Annotated in this window: 11 protein-coding genes; 4 read left to right on the top strand and 7 right to left on the bottom strand. The window is 62.9% G+C overall.

Annotated features, from left to right (window positions below; translation table 11 throughout):
* The first annotated feature begins 3 nt into the window (after positions 1-3).
* From ABHR76_RS05580 to ABHR76_RS05570, 3 genes are all read left to right on the top strand, one after another.
* Complete coding sequence (locus tag ABHR76_RS05580) at positions 4-861, top strand: sugar phosphate isomerase/epimerase family protein (protein WP_118080253.1); 858 nt, start codon at positions 4-6, stop codon at positions 859-861.
* A 100-nt stretch (positions 862-961) separates the two neighbouring features.
* On the top strand, positions 962-1,930 hold the full coding sequence (locus ABHR76_RS05575; RefSeq protein WP_346977018.1) for an SIS domain-containing protein: 969 nt from the start codon (positions 962-964) through the stop codon (positions 1,928-1,930).
* 99 nt (positions 1,931-2,029) lie between these two features.
* On the top strand, positions 2,030-2,902 hold the full coding sequence (locus tag ABHR76_RS05570; RefSeq protein WP_195568642.1) for a PfkB family carbohydrate kinase: 873 nt from the start codon (positions 2,030-2,032) through the stop codon (positions 2,900-2,902).
* Positions 2,903-3,395: 493 nt separating this feature from the next.
* Here the strand turns inward: ABHR76_RS05570 and pknB are convergent, their stop codons facing one another.
* The 7 genes from pknB to ABHR76_RS05535 form a co-directional block, all read right to left on the bottom strand.
* Positions 3,396-5,342 carry a Stk1 family PASTA domain-containing Ser/Thr kinase gene (pknB, locus tag ABHR76_RS05565; RefSeq protein WP_271746827.1) on the bottom strand — a complete coding sequence of 649 codons (1,947 nt, stop codon included), beginning with the start codon at positions 5,340-5,342 and terminating at the stop codon, positions 3,396-3,398.
* A gap of 132 nt (positions 5,343-5,474) precedes the next feature.
* Positions 5,475-8,345 carry an FtsW/RodA/SpoVE family cell cycle protein gene (locus tag ABHR76_RS05560; protein ID WP_346977017.1) on the bottom strand — a complete coding sequence of 957 codons (2,871 nt, stop codon included), beginning with the start codon at positions 8,343-8,345 and terminating at the stop codon, positions 5,475-5,477.
* A gap of 16 nt (positions 8,346-8,361) precedes the next feature.
* Positions 8,362-10,260, bottom strand: a complete 1,899-nt coding sequence (locus tag ABHR76_RS05555; protein WP_346977016.1) for a Stp1/IreP family PP2C-type Ser/Thr phosphatase — start codon at positions 10,258-10,260, stop codon at positions 8,362-8,364.
* On the bottom strand, positions 10,257-10,673 hold the full coding sequence (locus ABHR76_RS05550) for an FHA domain-containing protein (protein WP_006235180.1): 417 nt from the start codon (positions 10,671-10,673) through the stop codon (positions 10,257-10,259). Before ABHR76_RS05550 ends, ABHR76_RS05555 begins: the two co-directional genes overlap by 4 nt.
* 6 nt (positions 10,674-10,679) lie before the next feature.
* On the bottom strand, positions 10,680-11,690 hold the full coding sequence (locus ABHR76_RS05545; RefSeq protein WP_271730025.1) for an FhaA domain-containing protein: 1,011 nt from the start codon (positions 11,688-11,690) through the stop codon (positions 10,680-10,682).
* Positions 11,687-13,540, bottom strand: coding sequence for a serine/threonine-protein kinase (locus ABHR76_RS05540; protein WP_346977015.1), 1,854 nt, complete (start codon positions 13,538-13,540; stop codon positions 11,687-11,689). The genes ABHR76_RS05545 and ABHR76_RS05540 overlap by 4 nt, the downstream gene beginning before the upstream one ends.
* Positions 13,541-13,682: 142 nt before the next feature.
* Positions 13,683-14,399 carry a hypothetical protein gene (locus ABHR76_RS05535; RefSeq protein WP_346977014.1) on the bottom strand — a complete coding sequence of 239 codons (717 nt, stop codon included), beginning with the start codon at positions 14,397-14,399 and terminating at the stop codon, positions 13,683-13,685.
* Between the two features lie 115 nt (positions 14,400-14,514).
* Between ABHR76_RS05535 and ABHR76_RS05530 the strand changes: the two genes are divergently transcribed.
* Positions 14,515-14,974 (top strand): AAA family ATPase (locus ABHR76_RS05530; protein WP_346977013.1); only part of this gene is annotated, 460 nt, incomplete at its 3' end.

The following is a 14,974-nucleotide window of genomic DNA, read 5'->3' as shown; positions in this document are numbered from 1 at the left end:
AGCATGGATTTAAGCGCTTCCACACCCCGTCTGCGTCGCGAGCAGGTCGCCGGCATGAACATTCACTACATCATGTGGTCGCTCGATTACTTCCTTGATGCTCAGCAGCGCCTTGGCTTCAAAACCATCGAGCTTTGGGCGGCCGAGCCGCACGTGACGCTGGACCACACGGGGTATTTCGAGGCCGACGAGCTTCGTCGCAAGATCGAGTCCCGCGGACTCTCCGTGAGCTCCCTGTGTCCGGAGAACGTGGTGTATCCGTGGCAGTACGCTGCCAGAAAGCCCCTCCACGCGCAGCGGAGCCTCGCTTACTTTAAGCACGGCATCGAGCTCGCCGAGGTGCTCGGCGCCCCGTATATGTCCATCAACTCCGGTTGGGGCGATTGGGACGAGGACCGCGAGGAGGCTTGGAAGCGCTCTGCCGAGCACTTGGCGATTCTTGCGGACTATGCCGGCGAGCACGGCGTGACCCTCTGCATGGAGAGCCTGAGGCCGGAAGAGAGCAACTTGGTGGTTACACTCGCGGACGCCAGGCGCATGCTTGACCAAGTAGCCAGCCCGCACCTTACTCCAATGGTGGACACTACCGCTATGGGAGTCGCCGGCGAGAGCCTTGAAGAGTGGTTTGCTGAGTTTGGCGATGGTGCCATAAGGAACATGCGCTTCATTGATGGCGACCCATATGGCCATCTGGTTTGGGGCGATGGAAAGCACAGTATGGACGATTTCGTACGCGTCCTCAACGCGCATGGGTTCGAGGGCTATCTTGGTCAGGAGATCACCGATGGAAGGTATTTCGATGATCCCGCAGCAGCGGACCGGCACAACATGGACGCCTTCGAGAGGTATTTTGTCGACTAGCGCGTAGCTCCCATTCGCGTGGGGAAGTCAACACGCTTGACGAGAAGACTCGCAGTAAACGTTGGCGGATTCGTCCGCCGTATCGAAAGGAAGAATAACAATGAACGCACATGATCTTATCGCCGACGCAATCGCTGAAAAGGGCGGTTTCGATAGCGTCTTCTGGGTTGTCTGCGGCGGCTCCCTCATCGACCTGCTGCCCGCCCACGAGCTGCTCAAGCGCGAGGCGACTACGTTTGCCAGCGAGGCGTATACCGCCCGCGAGTTCGATATCATGCGTCCCAAGCGCCTGGGCGAAAAGTCCCTTGTCATCGCTTGCAGCCACTCCGGCAACACCCCCGAGGTAATCGATGCGTGCTCGATCGCCAAGGCGGCGGGCGCGACCGTTATCGTGCAGACGGACAACGCGGGTTCCGGCATCGATAACGGTGAGTGGACGTGCTGGGTATATCCGTGGGGCGAGGGAGTTCCGCAGGCGGAGGTGCCCGCCGGCATCTCTTTGGCTCTCGCTTCCGAGCTCCTGGATCAGCAGGAAGGTTATGCCGACCTTGCCGACATGTACGAAGGCATCGCCAAGATGGACCAGATCCTGCCTGCAGCTCGCGAGAAGGTCAACGCCGAACTCTGCGACCGTTTTGCCGCCCTGTGCCAGGACCACAAGTTCCTGTATATCTTGGGGTCCGGTCCCGTGTTTAGCCAGGCCTATGGCTTCGCTATCTGCTCGCTTATGGAGATGCAGTGGCAGAGCTGCGCCTATATCCACTCCGGCGAGTACTTCCACGGCCCCTTCGAGGTGACCGAGCCCGGAGTCTTCTACTTCCTGCAGATGTCTTCTAGTGAGTGCCGAGCCATGGATGAGCGCGCCCTCGCATTCCTCGAGACCCATACCGACACTCTTATGGTGCTCGACGCCATGGAGTACGGCATGGACCAAGTACCGGCGAGCGTTCGCGCGTTCCTTGATCCAATCCTGTTCTACGCGATGAACTGTGAGCTGCGCTCCGCTCGCGGCAAGGTGTTCGACCATCACCCGGACGTGCGTCGTTACATGGGCATCGAGAAGTACTAGCGATTTTAAAACGGGGCGCGAGGCGCGTTGAGACGTGCGAATCCCTCGCGCCCCGTCTGCTCGCCGTAACCACGGCGGTTTACCTGAATGGAGATAACCATGGCAGCCTATCCTATAAGCGTGCTTGGCTTTGGAGACAACGTTGTCGATAAGTACGAGCACATCAAGACCATGTATCCCGGCGGCAATGCAGTTAACTTCGCCGTCTTCGCCAAGAAGCTCGGCGTCGATCGCAGCGCCTACATGGGAATCTTCGGATCAGATGAGGAGGCCGAGCACGTTATAGCATCGCTCGAGGACGAGGGCGTCGAGCTTCTTCGCTGCCAGCAGGTCCTGGGCGTCAACGGCGCCGCTCGCGTGACCGTTGACGAGACCGGGGACCGTATCTTCCTGGGCTCCAATGAAGGCGGCATACGTGGCGACATGCGCTACGTGATAGACCGCTTCGCCGCCGAGTACGTCAGCGGCTTCGATTTGGTGCACAGCGGCAACTACTGCTTCACCGAGCGCGAGCTCCCCAAGATCAAGGCTGCCGGCGTGCCTATCAGCTTCGACTTCTCCGATGACTCCACCGACGAGTACTTCGAGCAGATTGCGCCATTTGTGACGTACGCCTTTATGTCCATGGGCGACGCTTCCCTGGAGGATATCAAGGCGAAGCTCGAGTGGGTGAAGGCCCTTGGCCCTCAAATCGTATGCGCGTCGCGCGGGAGCAAGGGCTCCGTCGCCTATGACGGCGAAAACTTCTACGAGCAGGGCATCAAGCCCGTGGCGCCCGAGGAGCTCAAAGACGCTATGGCGGCCGGCGATTCACTGCTGACGGCGTTTTTGGTCACCTATCTTTCCAAGAAGAAGGCCGGCGAGTGCGGCGAGGCCGCAATTCGCGAGAGCTTGGACTTCGCTGCCGGTTTTGCAGCGCAGACCTGCAAGATCGAGGGCAGTTGGGGCCACCCGCTGGTCTACGAGAACTAGTTTTTTGTCGTGGCGGGGTGTCTTGGGGCGCCCCGCATTGCGTTGGGAGTCAAGATGTCCGTTCGTGCCTGCGCGGCAGGATTTTGCTGTGCCGATGTCTACCAGAATCTGGATCCCCTGGGTTGCATCCAAGGGGGCCTCTCAGGAGCGCTTCGAGGGGTGCTTCTTGAGTATATGAAGGCAAAAGGGATATGCAATCTTCATATACGGCCTTCTTTTAGAGGGCGTTGTCCTTACTCTTTCATCTCCTTGCTTCTGGACATTTTGTCTATAGGCAAGAGTCCATGGTCGAGACCATGGTGAAGTTCTGCGGCTAGTAATTACTGCATCACATATCTGTTGTTACCTGAGAGGCTCGCTTTTGCGGGCCTCTTTGCGTTGCTATGGAGCCCTGGCCTGTCGATAAATAACGCGCCCGCTTGCTGGGGAGCAAGCGGGCGCCGTTGAGCGAATATGTTTGCGGCCATAGCCGCTGCAGGTGATGGGTTGTCGACTAGTTAGTCGTCGTGTCGGAATCGTCACCCGAGGCAGAGCCAGAAAGCGAAACCGTCAGCGTGATCGTGCTGTCGGTGGACTGCTTGCCGGTGGGGGAGACGCCCGTGACGGTGGCGTTTTCGTTGCCGCTCACGGGGTTGCCGTTCTGATCGCAGAATGCGATGTTGTAGAAACCGGCGTTGTTGAGCGCGGTGACGGCGGCGGAGATGCTCTTGCCGTACAGGTTGCCCGGGACGCTGGCCTTGCCGGACTTCTTGGCGATGACGACGGTGATCGTGGCACCGGGCTTCTGCTTGCCGCTGGGGTTCCAGCTAATTACGGTGCCCTCGGTAACCGAGTCGTTTTCCTGGTAGCTCACGTCGACGCCAAAGCCAGCCATGTCGAGAGCGTTGCGCGCCTGGGCCTCGGTCATGTCGGTCAGATCGGGCACCGAGGTGGTGTCCGGGCCGCCAGAGACCTTGTACGAGATAGTCGTGCCCTTCTCGACCTCCTTGCCGGCAGCAGTGCTCTGCTCAAAGACCTGGCCCTCTTCGGCCTCATTGGCTTCCTCCGAAGCGCTGCCCTTCAGGCCCACGCTTGCCAGTGCGGCCTCGGCCTGGTCCTTGGTCAGGCCGAGGAGCTGCGGAACCTCAACCTTCTCGGAGGGCTTAGGGCCCTTGGAGATTACCAGGTTCACCCTCGTGCCCTTGGCCTTCTTGGTGTTGCCGTTGGGGGTCTGCTCGGCGACCTTTCCCTCGTCGACATCGTCGTTGTAGCTTTGGTCGACGGTGCCAACCTCAAGGCCGGCTTCCTTGATCAGCTCAATAGCGGTCTCCTGGTCCTTGCCAAGCACGTCGGGCACCGTGACCTGTTCGCCACTGAACATGCCCGTGGCAAAGGCCACCACCACGCCAATCACGGCGACGGCGGCAATCACGGCGGCGATGATCTTGTTCTTGTTGGACTTAGGCTTCTCGACCTCGTAGGAGCCCGTGGAGCCCGAGACAGCGCTACGGGCGGTATTCTGACCGCTCACGCCCGAGACGGGACGAACCATAGCGCGCGTTGAGTCGGAAAGCTCGCGGGTCTTGGTGGCACCCAGGTCGCCGGCGGCACCGATGATGCGCGTGGGCTCCGAGACATTGACGGCACGGCCGGACAGGTAGCTGTTGAGTACCTGGCGCAGCTCGTCGGCCGTCTGGAAGCGGTTTGCCGGGTCCTTCTCCATGCACTTGAGGATAATGCGCTCCAGGTCGGCATCGACGCCGGAGTTGATCTGGCTCGGAGGGATGGGGAGCTCATTGACCTGCTTGAGCGCGACCGAGATGGCGTCGTCGCCGTCAAAGGGTACGCGGCCGGTGGCACACTCGTACATGACGACACCCAGCGAGTAGATATCCGAGGTGGGGCCGAGGTCCTGGCCGCGGGTCTGCTCGGGGCTTACATAGTGGGCGGTGCCCAGCACGTTGTTATCCTGCGTGAGGTGGCTGTTCTTGGCGCGTGCGATGCCAAAATCCATGACCTTGATGTTGCCGTCGGGCAGCACCATGATGTTTTGCGGCTTAATGTCGCGGTGGATGATCTCGTGCTTGTGTGCGACCGAAAGCGCGGAGCTGATCTGCGAGCCGATCTGCGCGACCTTCTTGGGATCGAGGGCGCCGTGGCTCTTGATGCCGCTCTTAAGGTCGGTACCGCGCAGGTACTCCATGACGATGTAATAGGTGTCGCCGTCCTTGCCCCAGTCGTAGACGCCCACGATATAGGGGGAGGACAGGCCGGCAGCTGCCTGGGCCTCCTGCTTAAAGCGGGCGGCGAAGGTGGCATCGCCGGCATACTGCGGCAGCATGATCTTGACGGCAACCGTGCGGTCGAGGACCTGATCCTGTGCACGGAAGACGGTCGCCATACCGCCCGTTCCCACCTTATCCTTGAGGAGGTATCTTCCCCCGAGGACCCTCTGTTCCATTCCTGCTCCTAACATAACTATTCGCTCAACGATGTGTGTAGTACCAAATGTGTGGCCGCTGGGGCCGTGTGGAGCGTTGCCGCTAGCTCATCGGCCGCGGCGCGCCATAAGTATCCGCTTTGATCATGGGCATCACGCTCCCTGTGCGGCGAGCGCCGCGGTCAGGACGATGCCGGCAATCTTGGCCGCCTCGACATCGTGTTTGTCGTAATCCTCCAAGGCCACCGAGATGGCAACCGTGGGTGAATCGTAAGGTGCAAAGCCAACAAACATAGAGTTGACGTTGGTGCCGCCGGTCTCGGCCGAACCGGTCTTGCCGGCAACCTTGACGCCCGGAATCTGGGCATCGGTGCCGGTACCGGACTGGACGACGGCGAGCATGGCCTGCTTAACCTGGTCGGCCGTGGCAGAGCTGACAGCCTGGCCCAGCGAGCGGGACTGCGTGGTCTTAACCACGGTCCCGTCCGGGGCGAGTATCTGTGACACAAAGAACGGGTCCATGACCACGCCGCTGTTGGCGATAGCGGCAGCGATCACGCAATTCTGCATAACGGTGGTCTGCGGGCCAGGCGTGTGGTCCATGCCGACGGGCTGGCCGGCGCCTGCCCAAGCGGTCTCCCACTCGGTCATAAGCGACGGGTCGGCCATGATGGAAGCCGCGGTGGTCAGATCCTGACCGAGCTTTTGACCGTAGCCAAAGGCATTGGCAAACTGGACGAGCGAGCTGGCACCGACCTCGTTGGCCACCTGGCCAAAGACGACGTTGGACGACACGGCGAAGGCCTGCTGCAGGCTGATGGTGCCGTAGCTCTCGTTGGCAGAGTTGGTGACCGGCGCGTTGCCGATGTCCATGGAGCCGGGCGCCTGGTACGTGCTGGTAAGGCTGGCGGTGCCGGTTTCGAGCGCCGCGGAGAGTGTGACGACCTTAAAGGTCGAGCCCGGGGTGTACAGCGCGTCCATGGCACGGTCGTACATGGAGCCGTCCTCGCCGCCGCCCGACTGGAGCAGCGCATCGATGTTGGTGTTGTCGTAGGTGGGCGAGCTCGCACACGCAAGGACCGCACCGGTGCGCGGATCCATGACCACCACAGCGCCCTTAAAGCCCTTGAGCGCCTGCTCGGCAGCCGTCTGGATGCGCGAGTCGATGGTGAGCTTGGCGGTATTGCCCGGCTGGGTCTGTCCCGCGAGCGACGCGATGGCGTTGTTCCAGCTGGAGTAATCCTTGGAGCCGGTGAGCGTATCGTTCATGACGCTCTCGATGCCGGCGGTGCCGTATTGCTGGCTCACGTAGCCCACTACGTGCGCGGCCATGTTGCCGTTGGGGTAGGAACGGGCGTAGGTGCCGTCCTCCTGTTGCAGCGACTCGGCTAGTGTCACGCCGTCGGACGTGATGATAGAGCCACGCTGGATGTACTTGGAGCGGGCGATGGTGTGGTTGTTGGTCGGCATGTCCTGGTAATCCTTCGCCTTGATGACCTGGACATAGGTGAGGTTGCCGATAAGGATGGCGAACAGCGCCGTAAAGGCAAACACGGCACGAGTCAGACGGTTGGCAAGTGCAACGCGGCCGAGCACGCCGGACTCTGGCGTGTCGAGCAGGCGACGTCGCATGCGAGAACCCGCGGAGTGGTTGCCGTGGCTGTAGGAAGGTGCGCTGGCAAAACGCGTACCGGTCGGGGCAGCGGCGGATGCGACCTGGTCATCGGTGATGGCGGCCATGGTGCCGGTGCCGGTGAGCTCGGCTTCGCGTCCGGTTGCCTCGTCGCCGGCGCGCAGCAGCAGCGCGACGATGATAAAGCTCGCCAGCAGCGAGGAGCCGCCCTGGCTCATAAAGGGCAGGGTGACGCCGGTCAGCGGAATCAAGCGGGTTACGCCGCCAACGATTAAGAATGCCTGGAAGCTGATGGCCGCCGTAAGGCCGGTCGCGCTAAAGGCGGCAAGGTCGGACTTGGCGCGGGCGGCCGTGGTGAGGCCACGCACGGCAAAAAGCATAAACAGGATGAGCACGGCGCCGCCGCCCAAAAGGCCCATTTCCTCGCCGATGGCCGAGAAGATAAAGTCGGACTCGACGACGGGGATGTTGTTTGCCATGCCGTTGCCAATGCCGACGCCAACCAGGCCGCCGTCAGCCAGCGAGTAAAGTGACTGTACGATCTGGTAGCCTTGGCCCTGGGCGTCCTTAAACGGATCGACCCAGACCTGAAAGCGCACCTGCACGTGCGACAGGAACTTGTAGGCGCCCACGGCTCCAACGGCCAGCAGCGCAAGGCCGATGATGACGTACGAAAAGCGTCCCGTGGCAACATAGAGCATCAGCAAAAAGATGGTGTAGAACAGGACGGCCGAGCCCAGGTCGCGTTCGAAGACGACGATGAGCAGGCACACGCCCCACACGGCAAACAGCGGCAGCAGCAGGCGGAAGCGCGGAATCTTGAGGCCCAGGATCTTGCGGTTGGAGATGGAGAGCAGCTCGCGGTTCTCGGCCAGATAGCCTGCCAGGAACAGGACGATGAAGACCTTGGCGAACTCGCCAGGCTGGATGGTGAAGCCCGCGATGCGAATCCACAGCTTGGAGCCCGAGATCGTGGTGCCGATAAAGATCGGCAGCATCAGCAGGATGATGCCGATAATGCCGAAGGTGTACTTGTAGCGCATGACCACATCGAGGTTCTTGACCAGCGCGAGCGTTCCCACCATGAGCGCCACCGAGACAAACAAGATGATGAGCTGCGAGATGGCGAGGTCGGGGGCCAGGCGCGTCACGAATGTGATGCCGATGCCCGAGAGCACAAAGACGATGGGCAGGATGGCGGGGTCGGCGCCGGGCGCCAGGATGCGCACGGCGATATGCGCCGCGGCGAAGGCGGCGAACAGGCCGATCGGCACGGCGAGCGTCTCAAAGGAAATCGTGGCGCCCGCGGTGAGCACGTACATCGCATAGAGCAGGATGACGGGGAACGCCGAGGCGATGAGCAAGAGCAGTTCGGTGTTGCGGCGACTCATAAGCGGCACTCCCTTTCTAATTCTTATCGGAGGCTTCGGCCTCGGCTGACTGTTCGGCGGTTTTCTCGGAATCTGACTCGGAGGTGGATTCCTGATCGGTGTTGTCGCGAATCGTTTGCGCGTCAATCACCTGACGGGTCTGCTCCTCGTCAATCTGATGGCGGTACTTGGAAATGGTGTCCTGCGCATCGTCGACATTCGTTTGCGGAATGCCTGCCTTCAGGCGGTTTTGCGTGTCTTCGGGCAGGTCGGACAGTTTGATGCTGGTTTCGCTCTCGAGCCAGTGGAGCTCGACTCCGAGCGTCTTGCCGGGCAGGCCGCGCCAGACGGCGACATTGCCGTGGTAGGTTCCCAAGTAATAGGAGCCAGTGACGCCCGTGTATGCCCAGATGCCTGCTACCAGCACAAAGACAAGGGCCAAGACGGTGGCGATGGTGACATTGCGGCGTCGGACGCGTTTTGCCTCGCGCATGACGCCGTCGTCGACCAGGTCGACGACCACCACGGTCACATTGTCGTGGCCGCCGGCGGCGAGCGCCGCGTCCACCAAGTTGTCGACACAGATCTGTGCGCTCGAGGACTGCGTAGCGATGTTCTCGATATCGCTATCGGGAATCATGCTCGAAAGACCGTCGGAGCACAGAATCAGGCGGTCGCCTTCCTCGATGTGCAGGGTAAAGTGGTCGGCATACATGGCGGGATCCGAGCCCAGCGCGCGGGTGATGACCGAGCGGTTGGGGTGGACGCGGGCCTCGTCGGCCGTAATCTCGCCGGCATCCACGAGCTCCTCCACGTAGGAGTGGTCGCGGGTCACGCGGATGAGCGTACCCTCGTGGAGCAGGTAGGCGCGCGAGTCGCCCACGTGGGCGATGGCGAGCGTGTCGTTTTCGATGTAGGCGCAGGTGGCCGTGCATCCCATGCCGGGTTTGCCCAGGCCGTTGAGGGCGGCCTCGATCACGGCTGCGTTGGCGGCCTCGACGGCTGCGGCCAGGCGCGCGGCGTCGGCGGACTGCGGCGCCGTCTTGGCGATGGTCTCGACGGCGATGGAGGATGCCACCTCGCCGGCGGCGTGTCCTCCCATGCCGTCGCACACGCAAAAGAGCGGCGACTGCACCAGATAGGAGTCCTCATTGTGCGGGCGTACGCATCCGACGTCGGAGCGGGCGCCCCACATAAGCTGCGTGGTGGTGCCGGCGTCGTAGGTCGAGTCGGTCTCGATGCGCTCGTCGGTCAGCGGCTCAAAGCTCATGGTCGAGCCGGGATCTTTGAGCTTTGCCTCCACGGCCGCGACATCGATCTCGGCGGTGTCGCCGGGGGAGACGGTGTCAGCATCGTTGCCCGACTCGACGTCGGAGACGTCCGGAAGGTTGAGATCTTCGGTTACGCGGTCGGCGGGATCGCCGTCCTGCTGCGGCTCGGCAGCCGTCGGCTCGGGCGTCGCAAAGTGCGACGGCGCAGGCGTGCTCTGGGGTTGAGCGGAGGACTCGGGAGCTGCGGCGGGCGCGGCAACGGGCTGCTCGACTTCGGCAGGCGTTGCAGATGCGGGTGCCGCCTCGCTTGCCGGGGCGACGGGGAATACCGGCGCGGCAGGCTCGGGGGCTGCAAACACGGTAGCGCTCTCGTTGATCGCCTCGGCGACGGGCTCGGCAAAGTGGGCCGGTGCGGGCGTTGCCTCCGGTTCCGCGGGCTGCTCGGCAGCGTGCGCGCCGATGGGGGCATCGAGCTGCTCGGTGTCGGCGTCCTTGTCATCGACGAGTGCCGGATATTCTTGAGTTACATGCGAAAGAGGCAGGGAGAACACCGTGTCCTCGGGCTCCACGGTCGCAGGGCGCGTCGGAGCGGCATGAGCCGGCGCAACTGCGGGTGCAGTCGGCGTCTCGGGCATGGTTGCGGACTTGTTCTCCTCGTCGATCATCGACGGTTCACCTTCATGACCACGTCGCCAATCTGGACCTCGTCACCCTCGCGCAGCGTTGCGGGCTCCACCAGCTGACGGCCGTTAACGAGCGTGCCGTTCAGCGAGTTGAGGTCTTCGATGATGAGTGCCGGGCCCTGCAGCGAAAAGCGTGCGTGCGAGGCCGAGACAAACGGTTCGTTGATGCAGATGTCCGAGGACGGCGAGCGGCCAACGATGACGGGGCCGAGCATGTCTACATGGATGCCACGGATGCCGCGCGGACCCTTGTCCACATCGATCGTCCAGATAGCGGAGTCGCGGCGCTGGCCGCGTACGAGTCCCACGCCGGTTTTCATGACGGCGAACAGGAAGATGTAGAGCAGGGCGACCAGGACGATGCGGCCTGCAAAAAGGACGATATCGATGTTCATAAGCGACTATCCCCTAAATTCAAAGGTGCTCAGGCCAAACGTCAGCAGATCGCCGTTGCGCAGCGGGCAGCGCGTGATGCGGCGGTTGTTGACGAGCGTGCCGTTGGTGGAATTGAGGTCCTCGATCGACCAGTCCGAACCGGTAAAGGTGAGCTGGGCGTGGCGGCGCGACACGTTGGGGTCGCGCAGGGCGATGTCCGAAACAGAACGCTCGCGACCGATGGTCACCTGCGCGGAAGTGATGCTGTGGCTCTCGCCGCTCACGACATCGACGAGCTGGGCGAGCGGGCGCTGCGGGGCGCGGGTGCTCGCCATGTTGGAGGCAATACCGGCCGCGGCGCCAAGGCCCACGGCGGCACCGGTCGCGGCGGCTCCGCCCATACCGGCGAGGGCGTCACGAGAGACGGTCTGCGGCACGGGGATGGGCGCGGCGGCGGGGTCGGGGGCGTTGGGCGCAAAGGGATCGGCCACGGCGAGCGGGTCGGGAGCGGCGGCACGGGGCGTCGGCTGCTGGGGCATGGCGGCGGGGTGCTGTTGCTGCGGAGCTGCGAATTGCTGCTTGCCGGCGCGGGGAGCGCTGGCGGCGCGGCTTGCGGCAGAGTTGTTCTGGCCCAGGCCATTCTGGTAGGCACGCTCTTCCTCGTACAGACGACCGAGCGTGGGGGCGTCGACGTTCTCGGCAAAGACCGAGAACTTACCGGCACGCAGCTGCGGGTCGATCATAAAGCGAACGAGGGGCTCGCCGACAAACACATAGCGGCGCTTTTCGGCCTGTGCCTTCACAAACTCGCGGACTTCGCGTGAAAGCTCGGGGTAGAACGGGGCGAGCATGGGATCGTCGTCGGCGGCGATCAGGATGGTATAGAGTGCCGGCGCGGTGTTGACGCCGTTGATCACCAGAGTCTGATCCTCCATGTCGCGAGCGGCCTGCTTGGCAAGCTTCTTAAAGGAGAACGGGGCACGGGTGGCACCGAAGATGCCGGCCACGTGGTCCTCGAAGATGTTCAGGAAGTTCACGAAAGATCACTCTCCGTATAGGTTCTTTGGTATCCGAGCAAATATAGGCATATCCCAACGATTATAGAGGATAGGGTTCCCGCAACCGCCGCCTTGACGACGACCGCGGCCGCAAGGCTGGCAATTTCCATATGGTGTGCAAGACAGAGCGACGCCGCGGTGCCTATTCCGCAGCCGGCGATGGCAGCGATTGCAGCCAGGTTCGAGCCCTGCTCGGCACGCTTGGCATGGGCGTTGAGCAGCAGAGATGTCAGTGCAGCTGTCGCCGCGACAAGCACGACGGCAGCCCAGAAGAGCATGTCTCCCAGCGCCGCGGCAACATTGCCGAGCCCCAGCACGCCTCCGGCGGAAAGCGCAACCGTAGCCAGGCGGCCAAAAAGCGCGCCCATCCCCGTGGCGGCCGCGGCGCTTGCCGGGCCGAGCCAAAAGGCCGCGATGCCGGCGGCGACCCCGGCGGCAAGGAGGGCGTCGCCCGTTAGACAGCCAAGTGCCACCGCGCAGGTGAGCGCGGCGCTCGCGGCGGCCTCGGTGCGGCCCCAGGCGATCCACCAACCGGACATGGCGGCGGCAAAGAGCACCGCGACGGGCAGCATCGACAGGATGCCCTGCGCCTGCATGGTGGCGTTGGCCATAAGTACCAAAAAGCCCACGGCCGAGATAGCCGAGCCAATCTGCGGGGCCAGGCCGGCGGCCGCCCCGATCGCGATGGCTGCGGCAATAAGTCCGGGAAGCGCCGCGACGCCAGCCGTCTGCATGATCAGAAAGCTAAAGGCACCACACGTTAGCGCCGAGATGGCGCGCATCGTGTAATCGCGCGCGTGGCTCCAGCGCGTGCCGGCCCAGCCGAGTGCGGGGTCGACCTCGATGGTGTCGTCCTCATAGGCCGATGGCTCGATGCCGTCTGCCGCGCACTCGTCGTCCGAAAGCTCGCCCACCATCTGTTCTAGGCTGCGACGGCCCTCGCGTACGCTGCCCAAGCCGGCGAGCAGCTGGTCGCAAAATGCCTCGATGCTGCTGGGGCGGTCTTGCGGCATGGGGGAGAGGGCGCTCATGAGCGCAGCCTCGGCTCCTGGGGGAAAGTGCGGGATGAGCTCGCTGGGGTAGGTGGCACCGCCGATGATGCGGCCGAGCGAGTCGCCGGGCGTGGCGGCCATAAAGGGAGCGCTGCCGCACAGGCCCTCGTAGATCACGCAGGCGAGGGCAAAGACATCGGCGCGCTCGTCAACCGTGCCAGTCTCGATGTCGAGCTGCTCGGGTGGCATGTAGCCGATGGTGCCGCCGCGCGAGCCGCCAAAGCCGCCGGCAGACGACAGTCGCGCCATGCCAAAGTCGGTGAGCTTTACGTTGCCCGAGTGGTCGATGAGCACGTTGGCGGGCTTAATATCCAGGTGGAGCACGCCGTTGCTATGGGCGAAGGTGAGCGCCTGGCCCAGCGCGTCGGCAATTGCCGCGGCCTCGTCAAAGGTAAGCGAATGGCCGTCCACGCGATGTAAAAACTCGGCTAGGGACATGCCGTCGACATATTCCATGACGAGGTAGGCATAGACGGTATCGTGCGTAAAGTCGATAACCTGCACGATATTGGGATGTTGAAGCATGGCGGCAGTGTGCGCCTCGCGCAGGACATCCATGATGTCGCTGGCGGGCATGCCGGCACCGTTGATAAGAGGGATGCGCTTAATGGCCACGCGACGGCGCAGGTGCGTGTCGCGGCAAATCTCGATGGAGCCAAAACCGCCGGTCGCGAGCGTCTCGAGCGGCTGGAACCGCTTGAGCAGCTCGCGAGAGCTGGTGCCCTCCAAGGGAACGTCCGGCGAGAACCGGGCGGTATGTTGCGAGAAAAGCGGCATGGCCAACCCTCGTGCGTTTAAAGTTCGTTTGCGAGCGGCGGGCGCGGAGCCGAGCCGTTCGCGGTGGCATAGATGCTGCTAGTGTAGCACGCTCGGGTGCATGGTGAAGGTAGCGGGGCGAGGTGGCCTGCCTGACTTGGCCTTAGCGCTTCTTCTTGTTCTTCTTCTGCTTGCGCTGTTTGGCCTTTGCATTCTTAGGCTCGCTTTCCTGCTTGGCCTTGGCAGCGGCCTTTTCGGCCTTCATCTTCTTACGTTTGGTCTCGATGCGGAGTTTTTTGTTGATGCGCGCCTTGAGGAAGGAGCCAAACTGCTCGGCATCACCACGCACAAAGGTGTCCTTAGGGATCGTCACGCCCTGGTCGGCGAACATGGCCACAAAGATGCGCTCGCCGTCGAGTACGTGGTCGAGCTTCTCAAACGGGAAGAACTGCGACTTGCCGCTCTTGCCCCAGACCATCAGGCCGTCCTCGTTGGCGGCGACGCGGCGGTAGCGGCCGCCCATGGACTCGTCTGCCTCGACGGCTTCGATAAAGTCGCGCGCGAGCGTATGGTGCAGATTTTTGCTCCACCAGGCCAAAAAGGCGCCGAATACGATTAGGACGACGCCGAACTTGATCCAGTTGCCGCCGGCCACCAGCATGCCGATGCCGATGAGCGCGGCAATTGCCGCGGCGACATACAGCGAGCCGCGACGCCTGGGCGAGGCGACCAGGCGTGCAAAGTCGGTGACGAGGTCGTTTTCGTACTGGTACTCGTTGAGGTACAGAATGCCGTCGTCGGCTGCGGCCTGCTCCTCGAGCGCGACCTCGACCTGGTCGGCTGCTTCGGAGGGAACGAGGTTGCTCTCTGCGTCTGCCATGCTCTTTGGACTCCTATCGCGGCGGGCTCGCCGTACGGGTTATTATGGATGCAGTATGCCGTGCGACCGCATGGCCGCCGCGGCAACAAGACTCAGTATACCCGGGGGAGCACCCATGGAATCGTTGTACCGAAAGTATCGCCCGCTCACCTTCGACTCCGTGGTGGGCCAGCAGCATATCGTCTCGACGCTCGAGCACGCCATCACCGAGGGGCGCCTGTCCCATGCGTACCTGTTCTGCGGACCGCGCGGCACGGGCAAGACCACCATGGCGCGTATTCTTGCCAAGGCGCTGCTCTGTCGCAATGCCGAGGCGGCGCGCGCCGAGGGTGCGAGCGGCTGCATGCCCGACGGCACCTGTGAGGAATGCGAGCTCATCGCCGAGGGCAACCACCCCGATGTCTACGAGCTCGATGCCGCAAGCCGTACCGGCGTAGACAACGTGCGCGAGGAAATCATCAACTCCGTCAACTTTGCCCCGGTGCGTGGCAAGTACAAGATCTATATCATCGACGAGGTCCACATGCTCACGACGGCGGCGTTTAACGCGCTGCTCAAGACGCTCGAGGAGCCGC

It is taken from the genome of Collinsella aerofaciens, assembly GCF_039752985.1.
In the GTDB taxonomy this organism is placed as follows: Bacteria; Actinomycetota; Coriobacteriia; order Coriobacteriales; family Coriobacteriaceae; genus Collinsella; species Collinsella aerofaciens_BT.
This window is presented reverse-complemented; position numbering and strand designations above follow the sequence as displayed.